Origin of the sequence: Paenibacillus sp. CCS19 (assembly GCF_033239625.1) — a bacterium.
Lineage (GTDB): Bacteria > Bacillota > Bacilli > Paenibacillales > Paenibacillaceae > Paenibacillus_T.
The window spans coordinates 1-25134 of the sequence record NZ_BTCK01000047.1; the positions used below are offsets into that span (position 1 = coordinate 1).

A 25134-nucleotide genomic window follows, 5' to 3' on the forward strand; every position below is an offset into this window, starting at 1 on the left:
AGCTTGGTAGAGCACCTGGTTTGGGACCAGGGGGTCGCATGTTCAAATCGTGTCATCCCGATAGAAGAAAAAAGCCTTTATCCACTTGATGGATAAAGGCTTTTTTTGTTGCCTTAGAGTCATCCTGTTGCAAATTATAATTAACATAGTTGTTCATTGAGTGCTTCCCAAAAGATGGCCGAACGGAGCCGATCCTAGCCTCATTCTGGCACATAGCTATATGCATGCAGCCGAGACGCCCTTGAAGGCAGTGTAGCGGCTCAGAATATCCGATTGGCCATAGGATAAGGCACTAATCATTACTGAGTTGGATAATGTTGGACATGAAACTTATATGGACAATTACGTATAGCGCTAGGAATTTGGAGGTACTATATCCAAGACGGATCGTACAGGCAAACAGAAGCGTTAAGCGAGACGCTAATTGATAAAACCTAACACTTAATCGCAACTGAAACGAGATTTATGGATTCCTTAAGACAAGAAAGATATGGGTATTTGTCTCGTTTTATCGATTAATCTAATGTATTATGCCCATTGGGTAACAAGAACTAATAAAAGTGGTACTTTACCCAATCGGGGAAGCCTTACGTCAGCAGAGCGAAAGAACTACAATGTGAATGCGGTTACATTATACAGGGTTGTAAAAAGGGGAGGCAAAGAAAGTATGAAACGTTTTAAACATGCTTTTATGGGAATCTCGGCATTGCTCGTTATGACGACTGCTCTGACGGCTTGCGGCGGTTCGGACTCGAAGGATACCAAATCACCCTCAGAAACAGGCTCTAGCACATCGACGGACACTCCGAAGAGCAATGAGAAAGTAACGATTAATCTCTGGAGCTTCACGGACGAAATTCCGAATATGACGAAAAAGTATACCGAAACGCATCCGGACGCGAACGTAGAGTTCAAGACGACGGTTATCGCAACGACGGACGGCGCTTATCAGCCTGCACTTGACCAAGCTCTCGCTGGCGGCGGTAAAGACGCTCCAGATATCTACGCAGCTGAATCGGCATTCGTACTCAAGTATACGCAAGGCGACGCATCTGACTATGCAGCAAACTACGCGGACCTGGGCCTCACGGATCAACTGGTGAAGGACGCAGGCATCGCTCAATATTCCGTAGATATCGGCAGCAAAGACGGCCAACTGAGAGCGCTTGGCTACCAAGCAACGGGCGGCGGCTTCATCTATCGTCGTTCGATCGCGAAGGATGTATTCGGCACTGACGATCCAACAGCAATCAAGAGCGAAGTTGGCCCAGGTTGGGAGAAGTACTTCGAAGCAGCTGAGAAGCTGAAAGCAAAAGGTTATGCGATCGTTTCCGGCGACGGCGACATCTGGCACCCAATCGAGAACAGCTCCGACAAAGGCTGGGTTGTTGACGGCAAGCTGCACATCGATCCAAAACGTGAGCAATTCCTGGATTACTCCAAGAAGCTGACGGACAACGGATATAGCAACGGCACGCAAGACTGGCAAGAAGCTTGGTACGCGGATATGTCCGGCGCTGGCGCTAAACCAGTATTCGGTTTCTTCGGCCCAGCTTGGCTGATCAACTATGTTATGAAAGATCAAGTGAAAGAAACGAATGGTGACTGGGCTGTTACGGAACCACCAACAGGCTTCTTCTGGGGCGGCACTTGGCTGCTCGCGAACAAAGAAGTTACGAAGGATGAAGCGAAGAAGAAAGCAGTTGCTGACTTCATCAACTGGGTAACGCTCGACACGTCCGATACGGGCCTCCAATACTACTGGGCTAACGGCACGATGAAAGAGGGCGAGCAAGGCACGAAAGACAGCGTTGCATCGTCTGTTGTAATGGATAAGTCCAATGGCGAAGTTCCGCTGCTCGGCGGACAAAATATGTTCGAAGCATTCGTTCCTGCGAACAAGAACGCTTCGGGTAAAAACCTGACGCAATACGACGAGTCGATCAACCTGATCTGGCGCGACCAAGTTCGTGCATACGCAACGGGCGGCAAGAGCCGCGAAGCTGCGCTCAAAGACTTCAAGCAAACCGTTAAAGACCAACTCGGTATCGAAAGCGAATAAAGAGGCGCCGAAGGGGCGGGGCGGTTTATCCCGCCCCTTTATATCAATTGATGAGGTGAGTACATGCGCCGCAAAGGAACAATTAATTACTCGAAGTACGGTTATATTTTCAGCTTGCCATTCATATTAGTGTTTCTCGTTTTTGCTTTGTATCCAACGCTGTACACGGCAGTCATTGGTTTCACCGATATGAAAGGTGTCATCCCGAAACCGGTTCATATCTTGGATAATCCATTCCAGAACTTTAAAGAACTTCTTTTCGACAATGCGACATTCCGAACATCTCTTTCTAACACCTTTATCTTGTGGATTACGAACTTCATTCCTCAGATTGCCCTTGCGCTCTTGCTGACCGCATGGTTCACGAACCGACGCCTTAATGTTAAGGGACAGGGCATGTTCAAAGTGTTGCTCTATATGCCGAATATAATCACGGCGAGTACGATCGCTGTGCTCTTCAGTACCCTGTTCGCTTACCCGATGGGTCCTGTAAATAGTTTGTTCCAATCGCTTGGATGGATCGATGCACCGGTTCAATTCCTTCAGGATAAAAACACTGCAAGGGGCATCGTTGCTTTCATTCAGTTCTGGATGTGGTATGGTAACACGATGATCATCTTGATCGCAGGCGTTATGGGCATTAATCCGGCGCTCTTCGAGGCTGCGGCTATTGACGGCGCAAGCGGGCTTCAGACGTTCTTCCGCGTTACGCTGCCTAGTCTTCGTACGATCATGTTGTTCACGCTCATTACGTCGATGGTGGGCGGTCTGCAAATGTTCGATATTCCGCAGTTGTTCATTACCCCTGCGGGCGGTCCTGACAATGCAACAATGACGACCTCGGTGTTCATCTATGGGCAAGCGTTCAAGGGAGCCTATATGTATAACAAAGCGGCTGCAGCAAGTATGATCATGTTCGTAATTGCAGGCGTTCTGGCGGCACTAATGTTCTATCTGATGCGTGATCGCAGCGAGGCACAGCTCAGAAAGAAACTTAGAGCGCAAAAGAAAGCTGCAAAAGCAGCAGCAAAGGGGGTATGATCCATGGCGAAACTAGAGAGCACAATGGGATTAAAATTCAACAAGACCATCATCTATATCGTCTGCATCGGCCTTGCGCTGCTTAGCATCCTCCCGTTTTGGGTTATGTTCGTAAATGCTACGCGCTCTACAGCGGAAATTCAGAGTGGTCTGTCGTTGTTGCCATCTACGCATTTGAGTGATAACTGGAATGTGCTGAGGGGTAAAGGCTTTGATGCATTTAAAGGGTTCCTGAACTCATTTATCATCTCAGCTTCATCGACCGCCTTGTCTGTTTATTTCTCGTCGTTGACCGCATATGCGCTCGTTGTATACAACTGGAAGTGGCGTCAAGCCTTCTTCACTTTCATTCTGTGCGTGATGTTGATTCCGACACAGGCAAGTGCGATTGGTTTCTATAAGTTCATGTATCAGCTTCACTTGAACAACAGCTTCCTGCCGCTCATTCTGCCAGCGATTGCAGCACCGGCAATGGTGTTCTTCATGCGTCAATATTTGCTCTCGACGCTGTCGCTCGAAATTGTCGAGGCATCTCGTATTGACGGCTCTGGTGAGTTCGCGACATTTAACCGAATCATCCTGCCGCTTATGACGCCGGCATTAGCGACACAAGCGATTTTCGCTTTCGTCGCAAGCTGGAACAACTTGTTTATGCCGCTCATCCTGTTGACCGAGAAGTCCAAATATACGCTTCCGATCATGGTAAGTTTGCTTCGAGGCGATATATACAAGGTGGAGTTCGGATCGATCTATATGGGCCTCGCGCTGACGGCTCTACCGTTGTTCGTCATCTACTTCCTGCTTTCCCGTTATATTATTGCAGGCGTCGCTCTTGGCGGCGTTAAGGAATAGCGATACACAGTCAATTCATCAGAGATAGAACGCGCAAGAATTGGGTTAGAAAATGCGAAACAAGCCTCTTCCATGTGGAAGGGGCTTGTTTGTTGTTTGGGAGACTTACTTTCCTGCTACCCGATCCGTACGGTGACCGCTCCGCTGCTGGCCAGCGCCTCGTCCATGCTTAAACCAAGCCGGACATCGGTAAGCGCCTCAGACAAGGAGTAGAAAGAGATGCCTTCCTGCAGGAAGATGCGCATGCGAAGCAGCGCTTCGGCGATGCCAATCTCTTCATCCGAGAGCGAATGAGAAGCGAACGGATTGCGATAAAGGATGTCAGCGCCGGCTTGCAGCCGGGCAAGGGAAAGGTTGAACAAGCTTCCCTCCTGTCCCTGTTGGGTACGCTGAATCGTGGCAGTCTCGAAGTAATCCGGCGCTATTTTGCGCGTAATCGTATTGTCTTGGATTTCACCATGTGTTCCGCGAATGAGGATGCGATTGCTTCTAATGGTGGAGAAGTACTGGGAGCGAGCAAAGTCCAGCACAGCGCTCTTGCCGCCTGCGAAGCTGAAGATCGCGATATCCTGCTGCTCGACGCCAGGTTCGTTCGACGAGACTTGTCCTCGATGAGGGGTATCGGCGATAGGCATGGAGAAACGGCGTCCGATGATTTCGCATTCCAGCGTCGTGCCGATGTTCAGCCACTGCCGAATAAGGCTGATGCCATGATAACCGTGGCCGGCTGACACCTGAACATGGTGCACATCGCCGAGCTTGCCGGAGCCCAAGTAGGCGGTACGTGCCTGGTTGTGTGGCAGCAGCGGATACTGCTCTGCGACCTGAATGCATGGATTGCGCGCTGCAATGGCCGCTAGCTGCTCGTATTCAGCAAGACTCGTCGCGGGTGGCGTTTCCGCTAACACAGGGATGTCGGCAGCGACGAGGTCTGCGATGCAGGCGGCAGCAGCGGTCTTGGACACCGCAAGTACGAGAAAATCGCTCTTGGCGGACAATTCCTCAGCTGAGCGGTAGACGGGCACGTTCCATCGTGCGAGAAAATCGCTGTATTTGGTCGGGTCGCGCAGGACGACTCCGCTTATGTGAAAGAGATGGGGAAGCAGGCTTGCTATCCGAAGATAATAGGAAGCCCTCCACCCGCCTCCGATGATGCCAATCCGAATCGGTGAATTCATTCTGATCACTCACTCCTAAGTAAGATAACTCCATTGAAGCAAGAGCGGGAAGAGAATGCAAGGGCAGGTCCGTTCTCATTTTTCACACACCTGGGCGGTGTGCGTTTTTGTTGATTAGAGTTTACTAAAATTATGCTAAAGACATTCGATATAATATTGAAATTTTTAGCAATTTAGTGTTTGCTTGATAAGCAGAAATAACCTATTTCTAGCGTATCATACAGTGGAGGAAGCATATGAACAAATATCTGATAGCCGTCGGTGCGTTTATTTTAATGGCTGCGGTTGTTGTAATATTTAATTCTAGTTTGGTTGGCAAGCAAGGAGTTAGTCACAAGTCGGATACAGCGGTGACGGAACAAACCGAATCATCCGACGTCGAACCAAATTCGGCGATAGAGCCAATAGCAATCGGTGACCGAATAGGGGATGCAAAGGTATCCGCATTTAAGATCGATCGATATCCGGATAACCAAGAAATCAGTTATCTGAAGATCAGCTTCGACGGACAAATCAGGATAAAGGGTAATTATGAATACGTCTCCAGCGATGATGAAGCATATGGGGATGAAATTATGGTGTATTACGAAAGCGATGAGGATTTCCCCGGAAACTATATTTCGGATGCGTATCATCTCGATAGGCCGGTCAGGGAATTCATTCTGAAATTCGAGAATGAATCTGATAAGCGATTATTCGGAAAGCCCGGAACTGTTGGTGAGGTGCAATTGCTTGTACAGAACTATGAGTTTCTATATGCGCAAACAGATGAAACCGATACAGCGGTTTTTGTATCGAACGTAAGTATTAATAGCGATACACATGTTTCATCCGCTGATGAAGCATGGTTCTCCCCAGACAAGGTGAAAGATATTAAATCGCTCACTGATATCCTGATCGAACCCACGATAAACGAAGAACCAGACGCTTGGGACAATCTAACGAGCAGTCCGATCGACTATTCAGCCGATCTATTAGGTGAAAGCGGCGGATATTTTATAACAAGGGATAAAGAGCTTTTGTTCGCGCCTCTGGGCAGTATCAATGACGATTCTATATTGAGCAATCCATTTTATCGTTATTCTTTACCCGATGAATACAGCAGTCATTTGAAATTATTCGTTGGACAGGACGCAAACGCAATCTTGTTCGACATAGACAATGGTTATATATCCGAGATAATTATATCTCAGGCCAGGGATTCAACTCAGGCTCCAGATTCAATAACAATCACACACACCGTTAGGCTGCAAGAACCAAGCAAGCTGAGTGAGCTAACCGTTGTTAAGTATTGGTTAGGCGGGGAGTATTACGAAGCTATTATGACTGACGATTCAGGTCACATATATGATATGAATACTTCTGACACTAGAATAGTTGCGGATTACGATCATGAAGGATGGCGCACCATCTCAATTATCTCGAACAGGGAAGTTGATGGCGTTAAGCATGACTATTTGTATGAAACGAATACGGATGGGAATGTACTAAGAAAATTCGACTTAACGAGTAATCAAGAGGTATACCAACATAGCTTCAGCTCGGAACTCGTTAACGGGAAAATCATAAAGGTCGTTTCTGATTTTGATATCATATATTTCCTCTGCGATGTGGATGGAAATAAGGTATGGTATGAAACGAACGAGAGAACCTGGAATCAAATCGCAATGGCAGACAAGTATGCAGCAGGCGGATCATGGGGGAAGGAGCTTGATGATGCTTGGGCCTACATACCTGGTAATTTATATATGGGGATCGCTATTTTTGAACCAAGCAATAGAGAACCTATTCAGTTTCTAGACCTCCTTCAAGGATGGACAACGATAGAGGCATCCCAATAAATCGAACAAACTAAAGCGCATCATTCATCGCCTCAAAGTTGTGAATATTGTGAAAGGGTGTTGAATCCCCCTCACTCCTTGTGCTAATATAAGTCCAATATCTTCGGCGTTGATGAGAAAAAATGACAAGAGCGCTTATGTCCAGAGAGCAGAGGGATTGCTGAAACCTTTGCCGTAATCTCCTGTCAGATGTCGTCTCGGAGCTAGTCGACTGAACGTCTACGTTCCAGCAGTGGAACTTCGACTAGTAGGCTCGAACGGAGTGGCACACGTTATCGTGCTGCAGGTAAGGCGCGTCCTTACCTCATGAGACCGTAAATCGCAAGGTTCGCGGTGAATCAGGGTGGTAACACGAGAGATTCCCCTTTCGTCCCTGTGGCATAGCAGTCCGATGACTGCTATGCCGCGGAGATGGAAGGGGTTTATTGTTTCCATACGCATATTTCCTAAGCAATGATGAGATTAAATGACAGGGGCTCTTATGTACAGAGAGCGGAGGGAATGTTGAAACCTCGGCCTTAATCCCGTGTCAGATGTCGTCTCGGAGCTTGTTGACCGAACGTCTAGGTTCCAGCGGTGGAACTCCGACCAGTAGGCTCGAACGGAGTGGCACACGTTATCGTGCTGCAGGTGAGGCGCAGCCTCACCTCTTGAGGCCGGAACCGCAAGGTGCCCGGCGAATCAGGGTGGTATCGCGAAAGTTCCCCTTTCGTCCCTGTAGCATGACAGTCCGATGACTGCCATGCTGCGGAGATGGAAGGGGTTTTTGTTTTCCGCTTATCTATATCACATCAGCGATGAAAAGATTAAATGACGGGGCTCTTATGTACAGAGAGCAGAGGGAATGCTGAAACCTCCGCCTTAATCCCTGTCAGATGTCGTCTTGGAGCTGGTTGACCGAACGCTTGAGTCCACGCCGCGGGTGGATTCGATGAGTAGGCTCAAACGGAGTGGCACACGTTATCGTGCTGCAGGTGAGGCGCTGCTTCACCTCTTGAGGTCGGTACCGTAAGGTTGCCGGTGAATCAGGGTGGTACCACGAAAATTCCCCTTTCGTCCCTATGGCAGATCAGCCTTGCGCTGTCTGCCGCGCGGATGAAGGGGAATTTTGATTATAGGAGGAATTACGATGGAACAGAAGCTGATGACAGGATCCGAGGTGCTGCTGCACGCTTTGCTGAAGGAAGGAACGGAGTGCGTATTCGGTTACCCGGGAGGCAATGTACTCTACATCTACGATGCGATGGTCGACAACGATGAGTTCAAGCACATTCTGACGCGGCATGAGCAGGGGGCGATCCACGCGGCGGATGGCTATGCAAGATCGACGGGCAAGGTTGGCGTATGCATAGCGACTTCAGGACCGGGGGCGACGAATTTGGTTACAGGCATCGCGACAGCGTATATGGATTCGGTGCCGCTTGTTATTATTACAGGCAACGTTCCGACAACCGTGATGGGAAGCGACGCCTTCCAGGAAGCTGACATTATCAGCATTACAATGCCGATTACGAAGCATAGTTATTTGGTACGTGACGTACAGGAGCTGCCGCGCATCGTGCATGAGGCGTTCCATATCGCGAACACGGGCAGGAAGGGACCTGTCTTAATCGATATTCCGAAGGACATCTCCAATCATAAGATGCTCTATGATCCGACCCAGAGTGTTTCCATGTCATTGCGAGGATACACTGCCACACCGAAACCGGATCATGCGTCGATTGATCAGCTTCTCGAAGCGATCGCTCAATCCGAGAAGCCAGTCATCATTGCGGGGGGTGGGGTTGTCTATTCGGATGCATCTCACGAGCTGCTGGAATTCGTTCGACTCACGGAGATACCGGTTACGACAACGTTTCTCGGGCTGGGCGGATTCCCTAGCGGCCACGAGCTGTCGCTAGGGATGCTCGGTATGCATGGCGCGTATGCAGCTAATATGGCGGTACAGAACGCCGATCTCATTATTTCAATCGGCTCCCGATTCGATGATCGCGCAACGATGAACACGGCTGGATTCGCTCCGCATGCGAAGACGATTGCCCACATTGATGTTGACCCAGCGGAGATCGGCAAGAACATCAAAACGGATATCGGCTGTGTTGGCGATATCAAGGATGTGCTCCAGTACGCCAATACGAAGGCACGGCCTTATCAGATCGGCGGCTGGAGGGCGGCGCTCGAGGCGGATCAAGCAGCGAAACCGCTGCGGTACACCGACTCGGAGACGGAGCTGAAGCCGCAGTACGTGATCGAGATGATCAGCGAGACGACGAACGGGGAAGCGATTATTACGACTGACGTTGGTCAGCATCAAATGTGGGCCGCACAGTTCTACAAATTCAAGCGTCCTCGCTCCATTATCAGTTCAGGCGGCCTTGGCACGATGGGCTTCGGGTTCCCGTCGGCGATTGGCGCGCAAGTTGGGAATCCCGACCGGTTAGTTGTCTCGATTAACGGGGATGGCGGCATGCAGATGTGCGCACAGGAGTTGGCGATATGCGCTGTTGATCAGATTCCGGTTAAGATCGTTGTCATCAACAATCAGGTACTCGGCATGGTGAGACAGCAGCAGGAGATCATTCATGGCAATCGGCTGAGCCACATCGATCTGGCGGGAAGTCCTGATTTTGTTCGACTGGCCGAGGCTTATGGGATCAAAGGACTGCGGGCAAGCACGAAGGCTGAAGCGGAGCAGATATGGCAGGAAGCGTTGGAGACAAGCGGTCCCGTGCTTGTAGAGTTTGTTGTAGCGAGAGACGAGAATGTGTATCCGTTTGTAGTAGGCGGCAGGAACTTAGATCAAATGCTATTGGGGGAGAACGAATGATGCAGACCTATACGATTACGGTACTTGTAAACGATCAGCCAGGCGTCCTGCACCGGGTAACCGGATTATTCAGCCGCCGCGGGTTCAATATCGACAGCATGTCAGTTGGAGCCAGTGAGGAGGTTGGCTTGTCGCGAATGATCATTGTATCTTCAGGAGATGAGTGGACGATCGACCAGATCGAGAAGCAGATGAACAAGCTGATCGATGTTATCCGACTGACCGTCGAGAGTGCGGGGCCGAAGGACTCTATACTGTCGGGGCAAAAGTAAAACAAAAAAGCTCTGACAGGGTGCCAATGCATCCTATCAGAGCTTACTTGCTCACTTGCTGAACTACGGGATTTAGAAAATCCGCCGAGACCATCCGTTTAGCTTGGCCATCGCCTCAATGTAGTAGTAGTCGCCGTAAATGAGCGATACGTTAATATTCTCACCAGCTGGCTTATGTCCTGTTCCTTGGAGTAAAATCGCCTGATGCTCTGGCTGATCCCACGTCGCATAGCGCTCGGTTAGAGATGTCAGGATACGCTCCGCAGCCGCTTGGTAGATTCGCTTCTGCGCATGCGGAACATGCTCCGCGATCTCGATAAGACCGGATGCTGCAATTGCGCCAGCAGAACTGTCGCGCTCCTCTTCTTCTGGCTGCTCCACACGGAAATCCCAATGCGGCACTGCATCATCTGGCAGCGCAGCGATGAAGTGATGCGCGATTCGCTTGGAAGCGTCGAGATAGCGCTGATCGCCTGTATTGCGATAAGCAATCGCAAATCCGTACAGCCCCCAAGCGTTGCCTCGGCTCCATGCGGAATCCGGTCCATAGCCTTGCCCGCCGAGCTGTTCGATGAATTCGCCTGTCTCGGCATTGAACGAGAGGATATGAGCGACCGAGCCATCTTCGCGTACTGCATTCTTCAAGATCGTATCCGCATGGCGAACGGCGATATGTTTGTAACGGGGATCGCCGGATTCGCGGCTTGCCCAGAATAAGAGCGGCAGATTCATCATGCAGTCGATGATCGCCCAGCCGATGTGATCGCCGTTCCAGGCACGAATGAAGCCGCCCGCAGAATTGAAGCGTCCAGCCATGAAATCAGCTGATCTCAGACCGATGCGCAGCGCTTCTTGATCGCCGGTTAGTTGATGCTTAATGACAGCTGTCGGCAAGAATTGAAAACCTACGTCGTGATGCAGTTCCAGCGGGTATCGGGAGAACCAATGCTCGATTCTCGCATCCCAGTCCCAAGCCGCCTGCCGGTAAGCATCGCTGCCCGTCATATCATGCATAAGCCAGAGGATGCCAGGCCAGAAGCCGGAGGTCCACCACCAATGCGGCAAATCGTCATAAACCCCATCTTCTCTCGCTACATGGGGAGAACGGTCACCGATTTGTTCGAGCATGCGCTCTGTTTTGTGCATAATGCGATCCATCACCATTGTTCGGTAGGCTGCGTCCATTGTTCATCCTCCTTGTTGTCGTTAAGCTTGATTATAGAGGTTGGAGGAACCTTGAGATTGCAGTAGAATGATTAAAAATGTCGTTCTATTGTCCTGATGAGGAGGAAGCGATGAACCGACTGTTCGAGCTGATTCAATTTCAAGAAAAGCCATACCATTGGGGGCATGCGGTCCGCTCCACCGAGCAGTTCAAAGGCTATTACCATTGGCATCAAGGCTGCGAGCTGCTGCTCGTCCATGAAGGCGTAGGCAAGGTGATCGTCAATCAGCAGACCTACGATATAAGGCAAGGGATGTTGTTCTTCTTCCAGCCGTTCCAATTGCATAAGGTGTTTGTCGAAGCCAGTACGGAAACGCCGTATGTGCGGACGGTGTTTCATTTTGACCCGATGCAGCTTGAACAAGGACTTGTTCCTTTCCCGCGTCTGCAGCAGCTATTCATGAAGCTTAAGCAGGGTAAGATCGCAAAGCAGGCTTTCGATCTGCAAGGGGAGCTCGATGGCCTTCTGTATCTATGCGAGACTTTTGATAGAACGCAAGCAGGACAACGATCGAATGACGGGGAAGAAGCGTCGCTGCTGTTAGCGCAATACATAGCTGCGGTGAATCGGCGGATGGTGGACTCACACCAAGATGCGATACTTGCAAGGACGCCTCGCTACTCGGAGGTAATTATGCAGTGGGTTGAAGAGCATTACGCTGAGGCGTTCGAGCTGGAGCGGCTCTCGGAGGAGCTCCATCTGTCCAAGGCCTATATCTCCCGCGTGTTCCAGAGAGAGACAGGCAGCAACATAACGGATTACATCGCCGCGAGGCGAATGAAGGAAGCCTGCCGGCTGCTGCAGACGACAGACTTGCCTGTTCGGATCATCGGCGAACGGATCGGACTGGCGAACCCTTCTTATTTTATTAACACGTTCAAGAAAGTGGTCGGATCGACGCCTTACAAATATAAACACAGCATGACCCAAAACTAGCGATAGCGATCGCTAGTTTTTACACGTAAAACAAAGAGCCGGGGCCTTCGAATGCCTCGGCTCTTTGTTATGCATGCCGTTTCTGCTGAAGCAGCGCATGATTAGACTTCACTAGCAGCCATGCAATCAGGCAGTGACAGGCAATGAAAATCGGATAGAACAGCCACAGAGAGATATAAATGCGCATAATTCCTGTCGCGAGCAGGATGATCTGCAGCGCCAGCGTTGCAGCTATCGCGATAATGATCCAGCGAATCGCATTTGTTCGATAGATTGTTGTTGAAAGAATGATGCTGGTCGTCAGGATGAAGATAAACCTCACCAGAATGTCGTCACGCGTTGGGTTCGCGAACCACCCAATATGATATTGGCTGATTCCTGCAAGGGCCATTCCGAAAGCCAATGAGTCGCATAGGCTGAGGGAGAACAGCAACAATGAAAAATATCGAATCAATCGTGAGCCGCGAGCGGTCTGGTTCGCCCAAACGCGCGACAGCCAGAAGAAACATATTAAGAATACAGTCGTGTAGGGAAGTCTCCACCAGTTGTGCTTATATATATCGATCGTGATAAAAAACCATTCAACGCCAGTGAAGAATAACGACAATAGGATGAACCATCGGAAACGAAGACGGAATGTAACGACCGTTATCCCCGCGACCGGAACCGCACAGAAGTTGGACACAAAGGCGCCGAACATGCTGTCCCAATAAGCATTGTCTATCAACTTCGGATAATAAGTATAGGATTGGAATAGGACCAGAATGATAAATTCGAAAATATAAATCAAGCCAGCGAAAGCGAGGAACCATACTAGCGTTACGAACTGTTTGGACCGAAGAAAAACAATGGTTAAGGCACAGATCGATAGGACAATCAAAATCAAGTATGGAACCACATTAGGCATGAATAACTTCCCCTTGCACGACAGTGTTTGAAAGCTTCTATAACACGTATCCCTTCATTTTCCTGATGTCATCATAACCTGATATCCCAGAACTTATTCTCGCTTCAAGTCGCGCGCATGAAATGGTCGGCGTTTAGAACAAATAACGTCCGTTAATAATGGTCGGTAACAACGAAGAGAACGGGAGGATGCACGATGCCGACGAATACGACCTTGAACATGCAGTCCTGCCTGGAAGCGAACATCGAGGAGATTAGAAAACAAACCTGTTACAGCGATGACCTCATCATCCGCAAGGTACGGGTCGGCGCGGCAAACCGTTCGATCCAGATCGCTCTCGTCTATTTCGATGGGTTATCGGATGAGCAATTAATTTATCAATTTATATTGGAACCGTTAATGCAAGAGCGAATTTCGGCGGAAGGACGTCAGCATGCTGAGGTGCCCGATCTGCTCTTGGACTCCATTCTAACGGTGGGACAAATCAATAAATTCGACAGTCTGGACTCAGCGGTGCAATCGCTGATGAAAGGCTGTGTTGTCGTTGTTATAGACGGCTGTACGGAAGGGCTCCAAATCCCGATGGCGGGATGGGAGCAGCGGGCTGTGACGGAACCGACGAATCAGACGGTGATTCGAGGACCGAAGGAAGCTTTCACGGAGAACATTCATGTGAACGTCGCCTTGATTCGCAGAATCGTCAAATCCCCAAGCCTCGTGTTGAAGAAATATACGGTAGGAAGGGTTACGCAGACGAACGTCTCTATCATGTACATCGATGGTCTCACGCCGAAAGAAGTGATCGATGAAGTCGTCAGTCGCATCGAATCGATCGATACGGATGCGATTCTGGAGAGCGGGTATATCGAGGAGTTCATACAGGACGAGACGTTCACTATTTTCCCGACCATTATCAATACAGAGAGGCCCGATTCAATCGCAGGTTCTCTGCTTGAGGGACGGGTTGCGATCCTAATCGACGGGACCCCGCATGTTCTACTCGTACCAAGCCTGTTCGTGCAATTCTTCCAAGCTGCCGAAGATTATTATCATCGTGCGGATATCAGTACGATCATTCGGGGGCTTCGTTATTTCGCACTCTTCATTGCTACACTCGTTCCGGCGCTATACATTGCCATCACAACCTATCATCAGGAAATGATCCCGACGCAGCTTCTTATCAGTTTGGCCGCGCAGCGGGAAGGCGTACCGTTCCCCGCATTCGTCGAAGCGATCATCATGGAAGCGACTTATGAGATATTACGAGAAGCCGGAGTGCGCATGCCGAGGGCGGTCGGACAAGCGGTCTCCATCGTCGGAACGCTTGTAATCGGTCAGGCAGCCGTAGAAGCAGGCATTATTTCGGCAAGCATGATCATTGTCGTATCGATCACCGCGATATCCAGTTATGTGATCCCGGAATTCGATATGTCGATCGCGGTCAGGATCAGCCGCTTCTTATTCATGGGTCTTGCCGCGGCCTTCGGCATGTTCGGCATCTTCATCGGCATTATCGCGATTTTGCTGCACCTGACCAGTTTGCGTTCTTTCGGCATCCCTTATATGTCGCCGGTCGGACCATTCAATTTTGGCGATCAGAAGGACGTTATTTTACGGGTTACACAGCGGAAGATGAACACGAGGCCTTCCATGTTCGGCAAGCTTAATCCGTTTCGCCAATGGCACGCAAGGAAGGCGAAGTGAACATGAATGTTATTGTGAAACGCGGGATGATCGTCATGCTCTTGTTAGTCTTCCTGCTGCCGCTGACGGGCTGCTGGGACCGCCGGGAATTGAACGAGCTTGCCATTTCGGTTGGTCTTGGGATTGATAAAGTGGGTGAACGTTATCGAGTCACGGCCCAAGTCGTGCAGCCCAGCGAAGTTGCAACGTCGAAAGGCTCTTCAGGCTTTTCAACCCCTGTTACCACGTACAGAGCCAGCGGCGTAACGATTTTCGAAGCGATCCGCAAAATGACGACGGTCAGTCCAAGAAAAATATATGCATCCCATCTTCGTATCGTCGTAATCGGAGAAGAACTGGCACGGGAAGGGATCGCAGAAGCGTTGGATTTGCTATCGAGGGACTATGAGCTCCGAATGGACTTCTATATCCTCGTTGCTAAGGGTACAAGCGCTGAAGATCTCTTGGAATTGCTGACGCCTCTCGATAAAATTCCAGCGAACAAGATATTCAACTCCATTCAGGTTTCGGAGAAAGCTTGGGCTCCTGTGTCCGCAATGACGATGGATATGTTCATCAGGGACTATAAGAGCAAAGGAAATAATCCAGTGCTTAGCGGCATTAAAGCGACTGGCAATGAAGCAAAAGGAAAGCGAAGGAGCAATGTCGAGAAGCTTAATCCGGATGCTCGATTGCGAAATAACGGTCTTGCCGTATTCCGCATGGATCAATTAATCGGCTGGTTAAGCGAAGAGCAGAGCAAGGGCTATAACTACATCGTCGACCGTGTGAAGAGTACCGTAGGGCATGTTCCTTGCCCAGGCGAGAAGGGGAATATCGCACTGGAGGTCATTCGTTCGAAGTCGAATATGAAGACGGAAATTCGTAACGGGAGACCTCATCTCATCGTCGATCTGGATGTTGAGCAGAATGTGGGAGAAGTGATGTGCAAGGTCGAGATAACCGATGAGGGCGTCATCGATACATTAGAGCGCGAAGCAGAGAAGTCGCTTAAGGATATTGTGGAGCGAACGATCGCGGCGGGCCAACAGAAATTCAAATGTGATTTCTTCGGCTTCGGCGATGCGCTTCACCGCAGCAACTTGAAGGCATGGAAGCAAATGGAGAACGATTGGGACGAGCATTTTGCCGAAGCATCGTTAACGGTAAACGCAAAAGTAAATATTAGGCGAACGGGCACGATCGATAACTCGTTCATCATGGACGGTGAGGGATAATGATTCATGTGGCTGGTTATAGGTATCGTTATCTTGGCAGGTTTCTGCATACTAATCGAAATGCCTTCCTTAAGGAAATTCAAGAAAGATCTCTGGGTGTTCAGTATTGCGATGCTGGCGGCCACTTCGATCAGTATCGCTGCGGCGCTGCATGTCTCCCTGCCGAACCCGCTCGATTGGGCGGCGGCTGTATTCGAACCGATGGGGGAATCGATGAAGAGAGCCTTCGATTAACGATCAAGAAAGTGGGATAACTTTGCTTGATAATGGAAAAATAAATGGTCGTCAATTAATGGTGCTCGTGTTCTTATACTCGATTGGAACGACGGTCTTGATCATTCCATCGGGATTGGCCAACATTGCGAAGCAGGATGCATGGATAGGCGGGCTTGTCGGCATTCTCATTGGGATGCTAATCGTAGGTATCTATTATGCGTTGTGGCGAATGTATCCGGATAAGACGTTCGTAGGCATTTGCGAAGCGGTGCTGGGGAGATGGGCCGGCGCTTTCCTTGGGCTTATTTATTCGCTCTATTCATTCCTCGGAACTGCGACCGTGTTATTCTACGTGACCAACTTTTTTCAAATTCATTTTCTGCCCCGAACGCCGGTCGTGTTTACCTCTGCGTTATTTGCCATCATTGTGGTGATGGGCAGTCGAATGGGATTGGAGTCCATCGCACGTACGTCAGAGCTGATGCTTCCCTGGTTTCTAATCTTGTTCTTCGTATTGGTTACCACCCTTACGCCCCAAATCGAAGTGAAGAACATGCTGCCGATATTTGAAGCGGGAACGAAGTCCGTCATCTGGGCGGGGATTATATTCGCGGGAACGGCTTATATGCCGATGGTGTTCCTGTTCGCCTTATTGCCGAGGGTACAAGATCGTCAGATGAATCAGGCCCGAATGGGTATGTTTCTTGCCGCATTGGCAGGCGGGTTATGCGTGGAGTTTGTTACGCTGCTGTGCATATGGATTCTGGGTCCTGATATTACGATGAGAAGTATTTTTCCCAGCTATGCCCTGGTTAAGAAAATAAGCATCGGGAATTTCATCCAACGGATTGAGGCGATATTAGCCGGATTGTGGTTTATAACGACTTACTTGAAGACGACCTTCTACTTCTACTCTTGGGTTACGAGCTTGTCGGAGGTACTGCGTTTAAACAATTATCGCACGCTTACGTTGCCCTGCGCCATGATCATGGTCGTGTTCTCTCAGGTTGTATACCCGAACGTGATTTATATGCAGCATTGGGACGAAATGGTGTTCCCCCCTTATATTATGACGATAGGCATAGTCATTCCGATTGTGCTATTGATTATCGGACTTATGAGGGGAGCGCGGGATGCATCTATCACCAAATAACAAACGAGGAATGAGGCACACGAATGCAGCGCCAGCCCGCACAGAAGTTCCTTAGAAGATTTTCAAGTATGACGACAGCATTCGATATCGTTCAAATAAAGCCTCGCAATCCTTGGGTCGTTGCCTGGTGGTCTGCTGCTTTTCCAGGATTTGGACACTTGCTTCTCGGCTACTATACCAAAGGATTTGTTCTAATCGTATGGGAGCTCTTCATTAACACGAAGGTCAATCTTAACGAAGCGATGGTATACTCTTTTCTCGGTCAGTTCGATGAAGCTAAGCTTGCGTTGGTGCCGCGATGGCTTCTGCTCTATATCCCAATCTATATTTATGCAATATGGGACAGCTACAGCAAAACCATTGAGCTGAATAAGCATTGCTTATTGGCAGAGCGCGTGCGTGAACCGATAAAGCTGTTCACGATGAACGGTCTTGCGATCGCTTTACTGAACAAGCGATCGCCGCGTCGTGCGCTGATCTGGTCACTGATCTTCCCAGGGCTTGGTCACCTGTATCTCCAGCGGCTGCCGGGCGGTGCGTTCATCTCCGTAAGCTGTATCGCGATTTCGTACTATTCCCATTTGGTAGAGGCGGTCGTGCTTATCGTTTGCGGCTTCTTGGATCAGGCTAGGGCTGTGATGGATCCGGAGTGGTTTTGTTTCTTCCCCTCCATGTACTGCTTTGCAGCCTACTCTGCGTATGTCATGGGAGTCGAAATGAACGAGCTGTTCGACCGAGAACAGTCCCAATACTTCAGAACCGAGGTTCAACCGCCTAACTACAACCTGCTTTAATTGAAAACGAATGAGGGAGGGGTTGACGTTGCATGTTATCGCAGCATTCGAACCATCCGATGATTTGGAGATGGCGATATTAGCATTGGAGAAGAGCGGTATTAATCGAGAATATATCGCGGCCGTTCCGATGGAATCGACAGCAGCCAAGCCCGATCTGCTTCATACGGTATATCGAGGGAGCGGCAGCAGTGCATTCGATGCAGCGGCTGTTGTCGGCACCATCTGCTCCGTACTTGGGGCCTCCTTCGGCTTCGAGCTCAAATGGGGACCGGTCTTATGGGGGCTAATCGGCTTAGCCATAGGGGCAGCCATTGGTTACATACTGAATATGTTGTTCGTCCATAGATCTGACGAGAGGAAACCTCGATCACGGTTTAAAGCTTCTATCGTTCTTATCGTGCGGTGCCAACAGAATGAATCAAGAATGGTGAGCGAAACGCTCGGCCGGTTCTCTGCGATCAGCATTGGGACGCTGAATGGACGAGAGGCTTGAGAGAACAATTTTTATTTGACTAGGCCGAGGCTGTTCGGATCATCCGGACAGCTTTTTAATGCGTACGTTTGCCAATCGGACTCTCATCGACTATAATACTGAATAAATGTTCAGTATTATAGAGCGAAGGTGATCGAGCGTGAACAAGAAGAAGCTGCAGACGGAGCAGACGAAGAAGAAGATCGCCGATGCGGCAAGGGCGTTGTTCGTGCAGAAGGGCTATAAGGCTACGGCTATTGAAGAGATCGTGAAGGCGACAGGCTGCAGCGCGGGCAACATTTATTATCACTTTAAGAGCAAGGAAGGACTCTTCCTTCACTTGGTGGAAGAGTGGAATGCCGAGTGGGAAGCGGCATGGCAGCAGAAGGAGCCGTTGTATCGGACGACGACCGACAAGCTGTATGGCATGGCTGAGATGATTGCGCTTGACCAATTGAATCATCCGCTCACGAAGGCGATCGATGAGTTTTTCAATAACACAGAGAAAGACTCGGACATCGAGGAACGTATTAAAGAGATGAGCCAAGGTTATCTTAACTTCAATCAGCGATTGCTCCAGCAAGGCGTCGACAGCGGCGAATGGACGATCGCGAATGTGACCGGACAGGCGATGATCCTTGACAGCTTGCTGCTTGGGGTAAGTTATCATACGCGTTATAAGGGAAGAGAGGAAACGCTGGCAGCTTATCGGCTGGCAATGGACGTGTTTCTGCATGGCATTGCGAAGCCGTCCTGCTAGTCCTTTTTTTTTTGTCATAATCTAGAACGAATATTCAGTATGTACAGCGCGATACATCTTGGAGGTTTTACGTATGGCTATTTTAATGAAAAATCAAGGCGCCGTCCTTATTCTCATGTTGAATTTGTTCCTCGTATTCACAGGGATTGGGCTTGTCATTCCCATTATTCCGATGTTCATGGAGGAGCTCGGCATCACAGGCTCGGCAGTCGGCTTGCTCGTCGCAGCCTTTTCGCTGACGCAGTTTCTGTTCTCGCCGCTTGCAGGACGATTGGCGGATTCCTATGGCAGGAAGAGGATGATCGTTATCGGCATGATCATCTTCTCCGTGTCGGAATGGCTGTTCGGCATTGCGGAATCGTCCATGCTGCTGTTCGTCTCGCGTATGCTGGGCGGCATCAGTGCGGCTCTTATTATGCCGGCTGTCATGGCGTATGCGGCGGACGTTACCTCCGAAGAGGACCGAGCGACGGGCATGGGCTATATAACCGCGTCCATTACGACCGGTTTTATTATTGGTCCTGGCATTGGCGGTTATGTGGCCGAGTTCGGCGTGCGCGTCCCGTTCTTCGCTGCTGCAGTGGCAGGGCTCGTCGCAGCCTGCGTAACGCTGCTGTTCCTGCGGGAATCAAAGCCTGAACGGTCGGGTGAGATGGAAAGAGCAGGCAAGCCCGCTATGGAGCGAAGCAATCTGTTCGTGCAATTGATGCGTTCCTATCGCGAGCCCTATTTTCTGGGATTGGTCATCGTGTTCGTTATGTCGTTCGGCTTGGCGAATTTCGAGACATTGTTCAGTATGTTCGTCGATCAGAAATTCGGATTCGAGCCGAAGGATATCGCCTTTATTCTAACGTTCGGCTCTATTGCCGGAGCAGTCGTTCAATTGACGGCGTTTAGCTGGATTCTGAATCGTTTCGGAGAGCGCCGAGTCATCTCGATCTGTCTGCTCTTGTCTGGCTTGTTCATTATATTGACGTTGTTCGTTCATAAATATTGGTTGATCTGCGCCGTTACATTCATCGTATTCCTGGCGACGGATATTCTTCGCCCGGCGGTCAGCACCCAGATGTCGAAGCTGGCGAAGGATCAGCAAGGTTATATTGCAGGCCTTAATTCCGCGTTCACTAGTCTCGGCAATATCGTTGGACCGATTGCGGCGGGAGCGCTGTTCGATATCAATATCAATTATCCCTATACGCTGGCTTGTATCGTACTTGTTCTCTGCTTCTTCTTATCGCTTCGAGCAGGGAAGCGCGAACGTCAGCAGTCGAAGATGGCGGCGTAATAATTCATAAGCGGCTCAGCAGGAGACCGGTCCTCCTATTCGAATTGTTAAGTATAACAACAACTTAACAATCGAGGAGCATGAGACAATGGCTGAATACAGAAGAGCGAAGCCTGAAGAAAGAACCGAGTACATTGATCTTGCGAACTACGTTTTTAGTACGGACTTTGAAACGCTTCTCCCCAAAGTGTATGGCAAGGGAATCGATTCGTCGTCCCTGCATATGGTCGCTGTAGACGAGCAGAACAGAATGCGAGCGCTCGTGGCTGTCCTGCCGGAGCTGTTGAACGTAGGCGATAACAAGCTGCATACCGGCTATTTGGGCACCGTGTCCGTGCATCCTCGCGCGCGCGGCGAAGGGCATATGAAAGTGCTCATGAACAGCTGGTTAGAGAAGCTGCGCGCAGATTCGTTCGATATGATCGTGTTGGCGGGACAACGTCAGCGTTACGAATATTTTGGGTTCACCAGCGGGGGCGTGCGGCTCAAGCACACGATCACGCAGGATAACATTCGCCATGCACTGAAGGAAGTGAGCGGCGAGGGATTATCTTTCTGCCCGTTGTTCGAAGCCGAAGGCGCGGCTGCTTTCGCAAACAAGCTGAATAAGACAAGAGCGGCTTATGTCGATCGCGATGAACAGATTCTGCCCCTCGTCTTCAAGACGTTCCGTCTTCATCCGATCGGGGTAGTGGAAGAGGGCCGATTGATCGGCTACCTGCTCGTGGATCAAGAAGGCGGCGAGATATCGGAATTGGCGATGGAGCATTCGGATCATATTACACGTACGATCAAAGCATATATGGCGCATCGGGAATTGGGGCGGGTAACGGTTTACTCGCCGGACTATGATACGGCGCTTAACGCGCAGCTTGGCGAATTAGCGGAAGACTGCGCAATCGAGACTTCCGATATGTACAACATTTTGGATTACGCTAATGTATTGCAAGCCTATCTGACGTTGAAACATCAAACGACCGGACTAGTGGCAGGTGAATTCTCTGCTGTCATGGACGGGCAGCTGATTACAGCGCGTGTCGATGAGAACGGGGTAACGGTTGAACGGTCAGCGAAGCCTGGCGCAGTAACGCTAAGCAAGCAGCAAGCGCAGAAGCTTCTGCTGACGCAGCATAGCCGGTACATGGATGTGGGTGCGCCCCAAGGTTGGTTCCCGCTGCCTCTGTTCTGGTATAAGGCGGATAAATTCTAAGTAGTTAACGCATATAGTCAGCGCCTGACACCTAGACTGTTTATCATTATACATAGAAGGCGGATGCAACAACGACAACTCGTGGGAGGCGTCACTCGTGACCCGCAAACCTTCTATTCTTACGCAGCTGATTATCGGATTCTCCGTCATTCTGCTGCTGATCCTGTCGATTACAAGCTTCTTCTCCTATCATTATTCCTCTCGCGTCGTCGTCGAGAAAACGTCGCGGTTCATGCTGGAGTCCGTGAAACAAATTCGGGGCAAAACAGACGTTATGCTGCTTGAATATGATCGGTTGTCTCAGCGCGTCGCCTTTAGTCCGCAGGTGCAGCAGCATTTTTCCGCAATAAAACGCGGGAAGGCCGTTACGCTCGGCAAAGCCGACATCAACCGTTTCGCTTCCGAGCAGGCGCGGCTTACCGGCTCTGAGCTAACGATCCATTTGATTGATTCGAAAGGTCAATTCTATTCGCATAATGATGCATTAACTTTGAATTGGAGCACGGAAGAAGAGTTGCACCGGATCGATTGGTTTTCGGAAATCCAAGCCCGCGACGGGCGTATGTTATGGGTATCCGGGCCAGCCTGGAGCAATGGAACCGTTCATGCCGTAATCGGGGCGAGGCAGCTGAATGAATGGTCGACGCTGGAGCCGCTGGGAGACTTATTCGTGATGTTCTCCATCGACACGCTGCGCCGCGTCATTGAAGAGGATGACCAAAGCTTGACCCGGAACATCCAGTTTATCGATTCGCGCGGCATCATCGTTTACTCGATGGATGTCAATAAGATTGGAACACCGGCCGACGCTTCCCTGGTCGAACGGATGAAGAATAAAGAAGAAGGCTTGTTCAATTGGAGCGAAGAGGGACAGCCGTCGTACGTCGCCTATTCCACCTCTTCGTACAGCGGCTGGACGGTCGTTGCTTACATCGATGCTGCAAGCGCTGTCAAGGATCTGAAGCAAATGCAGAAAGGCAATTTGTGGATCGGAATTTTCGCGATTTGCGCAGCTTTGCTGCTCGTCACGTTCTTCGCGTGGACGGTTACTCGTCCGATTCGTTATCTCGCCCATCGTTTGAGCAGAGTCGAGAGAGGCATTCTTACTCCGTCGAAGAGCACGCTCATTAACCATGAGGTAGCGACGTTGTTCGAAAGCTTCAATCGGATGGTCACGCATTTGAACGAGACGATTCAAGATTTATCCAGCCGGCAGGCGACGGAGAAACAGGCGCAGATCATTGCGCTTAAGGCGCAATTCCGGCCGCATTTTCTCTATAACTCGTTGAACACGATTTATTGGCAGTTGATCAATGACGACAATGAGAAGGCAGCCGAGATGGTGCACACGTTAAGCGATCTGATGCGATACAGCATTCAGCCTGGCTCCGAATTCGTAACCGTTCGAGAAGATTTAGACCAATTGGACCGTTATTTACTGCTTCAGCGAGCACGATTCGGCGAGAAGCTGCAGGTGACCATCGAGGCGGATGAAGCGTTATATCCATGCAAGATGATGAAAATGCTGTTGCAGCCGCTTGTCGAGAATGCGATATCGCATGGGCTTGAAACGGTGAAAGGAAGGAAATGGCACATCCATATCGAGATCCGGCATACGGAGGAAGGGCTCCTGCTTGCAGTCGAAGATAACGGCATTGGCATGAGTGTGGACGAGATGGCTAGGGCGTTGGACCCGAAAGACGACATGGCGGCGACGAGTATGTCTCACTCCGGATTGGGATTGGCCAACCTGCATCAGCGAATCCGGCTCGTGTACGGGAAGGATTACGGCATCCAATTGATGAAAGGCTCGAATGGCGGGTTACGAGTCGAGATCGTACTTCCGATGGATAGCGAAGGAGGGATGTAGCATGCGACGATGGTTATACAGAGCCCTCCTGCTGATGTTCGCTGCTCTGACGGCGTGTTCGGCGGTACCCGTGTCGGAGGTCGATTCGCTGCAAGACGATCGCCCAATCGAATTGTCGGTCTGGCTTCTGCCGGGCACAGGACTCGAACCGCTGATCGCCGAGTATGACCGCGACCATCCGGAATTGAAGATTCGCGTTGTGACCGCCCAATATGCCGATGTTCACAGCAACCTTCAGACTGCTCTCGCGGCAGGTTACGGCGCGCCCGACGTGGTCGTGATCGAAGGCACGTTCATCGACCGATTTAAAGGCTTCTCCTCCCACTTCTATAATTTGTACGATTATGGGGCGAAGGCGCTTGCGGGGGAGTATCTGGATTGGAAATGGATCAACGCGCAAAACGCGAATCATTCATTCCTGCTCGCGCTCCCAACCGATATCGGTCCCATTCTGATCGCCTACCGCCGCGACTTATTCGAGAAAGCAGGGCTTCCATCCGATCGGGAATCGGTATCGCGGATGCTGAGCAGCTGGGACGATTATATCGAAGTCGGCAAGACGCTGAAGGAGAAGACTGGCACGAAGATGTTTAACAGTTTGCGAACGATGTATCGGTTAATGTTCAGTCAACTGGGGGAGCAGTACTTCGATCAGACGAGCGGGAAATTGATTCTGCAGGACAACGCCGAACTTCGAAAGGCATGGGATTACACGATGAAAGCTGCCAATTCAGGTTTGTCCGCCGGTATTGAGCCCTATTTGCCAGAATGGGGCTTGGGGTTAGAACAAGGAAGCTTCGCCGTTATGCTGGCTCCGCCATGGATGACGGGCATCATGCGCAATACCGCTCCGGCGGCGAGCGGCAAATGGGATCTGGCTGAGCTTGGGCCGCAGCAATATGGCAACTGGGGCGGGTCGTACCTGGCGCTGCCCAAGGAAGGCGAGCATCCGGAGGAAGCATTCGCCTTGATCCGTTATTTGACGAGTCCTGCGCAACAGCTGCGGCTATTTGTGGACAATGGCAATTTCCCGTCGGTACCGGGTGTTTATGAGGATAAGGCGATCCACGATAAAATCGACCCTTACTTCAACGATGCGCCAGTCGGGAAGATGTATTCGGATGCGGCAAGGAAAGTAAAGCCGATTTACATAGGCTCATTGGCTGATGTCGTCGAGACCGCGCTGGACGATGTTCTGATGCAGGTAGACAACGGAACCTTGTCGCCGGATCAGGCATGGAACGAGGCGGTGCAACGGACGGAAGTTGCGCTGCGCGACTACCCGTGACCGATAGTAGAAGGGAGGTG

20 protein-coding genes and 1 pseudogene are annotated in these 25134 nt (G+C 50.3%); 18 read left to right on the forward strand and 3 right to left on the reverse strand.

Annotation, left to right across the window (positions count from 1 at the left end):
• Window positions 1–667 precede the first annotated feature (667 nt).
• The 3 genes from SBI19_RS24200 to SBI19_RS24210 all read left to right on the forward strand — a co-directional run bounded on the left by SBI19_RS24200 (window position 668) and on the right by SBI19_RS24210 (window position 3955).
• A complete protein-coding gene (locus SBI19_RS24200) occupies window positions 668–2062 on the forward strand; it encodes an ABC transporter substrate-binding protein (protein WP_317972095.1) in 1395 nt (464 codons plus the stop codon).
• A 63-nt stretch (window positions 2063–2125) separates the two neighbouring features.
• Complete coding sequence (locus tag SBI19_RS24205) at window positions 2126–3103, forward strand: carbohydrate ABC transporter permease (RefSeq protein WP_317972096.1); 978 nt, start codon at window positions 2126–2128, stop codon at window positions 3101–3103.
• A gap of 3 nt (window positions 3104–3106) precedes the next feature.
• Entirely contained in the window at window positions 3107–3955 is an 849-nt protein-coding gene (locus tag SBI19_RS24210; protein ID WP_317972097.1) for a carbohydrate ABC transporter permease, read from the forward strand.
• A gap of 116 nt (window positions 3956–4071) precedes the next feature.
• On the opposite strand, the gene SBI19_RS24215 is transcribed toward SBI19_RS24210, so the two are convergent.
• Complete coding sequence (locus SBI19_RS24215) at window positions 4072–5133, reverse strand: Gfo/Idh/MocA family protein (protein WP_317972098.1); 1062 nt, start codon at window positions 5131–5133, stop codon at window positions 4072–4074.
• 236 nt (window positions 5134–5369) lie between these two features.
• Here SBI19_RS24215 and SBI19_RS24220 point away from each other — a divergent pair, with 236 nt between their 5' ends.
• The 3 genes and pseudogenes from SBI19_RS24220 to ilvN form a co-directional block, all read left to right on the forward strand.
• On the forward strand, window positions 5370–6974 hold the full coding sequence (locus tag SBI19_RS24220; RefSeq protein ID WP_317972099.1) for a hypothetical protein: 1605 nt from the start codon (window positions 5370–5372) through the stop codon (window positions 6972–6974).
• A gap of 1129 nt (window positions 6975–8103) precedes the next feature.
• Window positions 8104–9801, forward strand: coding sequence for a biosynthetic-type acetolactate synthase large subunit (gene ilvB, locus SBI19_RS24225; protein ID WP_317972100.1), 1698 nt, complete (start codon window positions 8104–8106; stop codon window positions 9799–9801).
• Window positions 9798–10043 (forward strand): annotated as a pseudogene (ilvN, locus tag SBI19_RS24230) (acetolactate synthase small subunit); the annotation flags it as partial. The gene ilvB and the pseudogene ilvN, both read left to right, overlap by 4 nt.
• A 102-nt stretch (window positions 10044–10145) precedes the next feature.
• On the opposite strand, the gene SBI19_RS24235 reads toward ilvN, so the two are convergent.
• The gene (locus tag SBI19_RS24235; protein ID WP_317972101.1) at window positions 10146–11258 is read right to left on the reverse strand and encodes a glycoside hydrolase family 88 protein; all 1113 of its coding nucleotides are present in this window, start codon (window positions 11256–11258) and stop codon (window positions 10146–10148) included.
• Window positions 11259–11368: 110 nt separating this feature from the next.
• On the opposite strand from SBI19_RS24235, the gene SBI19_RS24240 reads away from it, so the two are divergent.
• A complete protein-coding gene (locus SBI19_RS24240; protein WP_317972102.1) occupies window positions 11369–12235 on the forward strand; it encodes an AraC family transcriptional regulator in 867 nt (288 codons plus the stop codon).
• A gap of 67 nt (window positions 12236–12302) precedes the next feature.
• On the opposite strand, the gene SBI19_RS24245 is transcribed toward SBI19_RS24240, so the two are convergent.
• On the reverse strand, window positions 12303–13142 hold the full coding sequence (locus SBI19_RS24245; protein WP_317972103.1) for a hypothetical protein: 840 nt from the start codon (window positions 13140–13142) through the stop codon (window positions 12303–12305).
• A 195-nt stretch (window positions 13143–13337) separates the two neighbouring features.
• On the opposite strand from SBI19_RS24245, the gene SBI19_RS24250 reads away from it, so the two are divergent.
• From SBI19_RS24250 to SBI19_RS24300, 11 genes are all read left to right on the forward strand, one after another.
• Window positions 13338–14846, forward strand: coding sequence for a spore germination protein (locus SBI19_RS24250; RefSeq protein WP_317972104.1), 1509 nt, complete (start codon window positions 13338–13340; stop codon window positions 14844–14846).
• 2 nt (window positions 14847–14848) lie between these two features.
• A complete protein-coding gene (locus SBI19_RS24255) occupies window positions 14849–16063 on the forward strand; it encodes a Ger(x)C family spore germination protein (protein WP_317972105.1) in 1215 nt (404 codons plus the stop codon).
• 6 nt (window positions 16064–16069) lie between these two features.
• The gene (locus SBI19_RS24260) at window positions 16070–16297 is read left to right on the forward strand and encodes a hypothetical protein (protein ID WP_317972106.1); all 228 of its coding nucleotides are present in this window, start codon (window positions 16070–16072) and stop codon (window positions 16295–16297) included.
• A 22-nt stretch (window positions 16298–16319) separates the two neighbouring features.
• A complete protein-coding gene (locus SBI19_RS24265) occupies window positions 16320–17432 on the forward strand; it encodes a GerAB/ArcD/ProY family transporter (protein ID WP_317972107.1) in 1113 nt (370 codons plus the stop codon).
• 68 nt (window positions 17433–17500) lie between these two features.
• Window positions 17501–18226, forward strand: a complete 726-nt coding sequence (locus SBI19_RS24270; protein ID WP_317972108.1) for a hypothetical protein — start codon at window positions 17501–17503, stop codon at window positions 18224–18226.
• 28 nt (window positions 18227–18254) lie between these two features.
• Complete coding sequence (locus SBI19_RS24275) at window positions 18255–18722, forward strand: hypothetical protein (RefSeq protein ID WP_317972109.1); 468 nt, start codon at window positions 18255–18257, stop codon at window positions 18720–18722.
• 139 nt (window positions 18723–18861) lie between these two features.
• The gene (locus SBI19_RS24280; RefSeq protein ID WP_317972110.1) at window positions 18862–19461 is read left to right on the forward strand and encodes a TetR/AcrR family transcriptional regulator; all 600 of its coding nucleotides are present in this window, start codon (window positions 18862–18864) and stop codon (window positions 19459–19461) included.
• 73 nt (window positions 19462–19534) lie between these two features.
• The gene (locus SBI19_RS24285; protein ID WP_317972111.1) at window positions 19535–20746 is read left to right on the forward strand and encodes an MFS transporter; all 1212 of its coding nucleotides are present in this window, start codon (window positions 19535–19537) and stop codon (window positions 20744–20746) included.
• A gap of 88 nt (window positions 20747–20834) precedes the next feature.
• Window positions 20835–21956: a GNAT family N-acetyltransferase gene (locus SBI19_RS24290; RefSeq protein WP_317972112.1), complete on the forward strand. Its 1122-nt coding sequence runs from the start codon at window positions 20835–20837 to the stop codon at window positions 21954–21956.
• A 97-nt stretch (window positions 21957–22053) separates the two neighbouring features.
• The gene (locus tag SBI19_RS24295) at window positions 22054–23826 is read left to right on the forward strand and encodes a cache domain-containing sensor histidine kinase (RefSeq protein ID WP_317972113.1); all 1773 of its coding nucleotides are present in this window, start codon (window positions 22054–22056) and stop codon (window positions 23824–23826) included.
• Between the two features lies 1 nt (window position 23827).
• Window positions 23828–25114: an ABC transporter substrate-binding protein gene (locus tag SBI19_RS24300; protein WP_317972114.1), complete on the forward strand. Its 1287-nt coding sequence runs from the start codon at window positions 23828–23830 to the stop codon at window positions 25112–25114.
• Window positions 25115–25134: the final 20 nt, after the last annotated feature.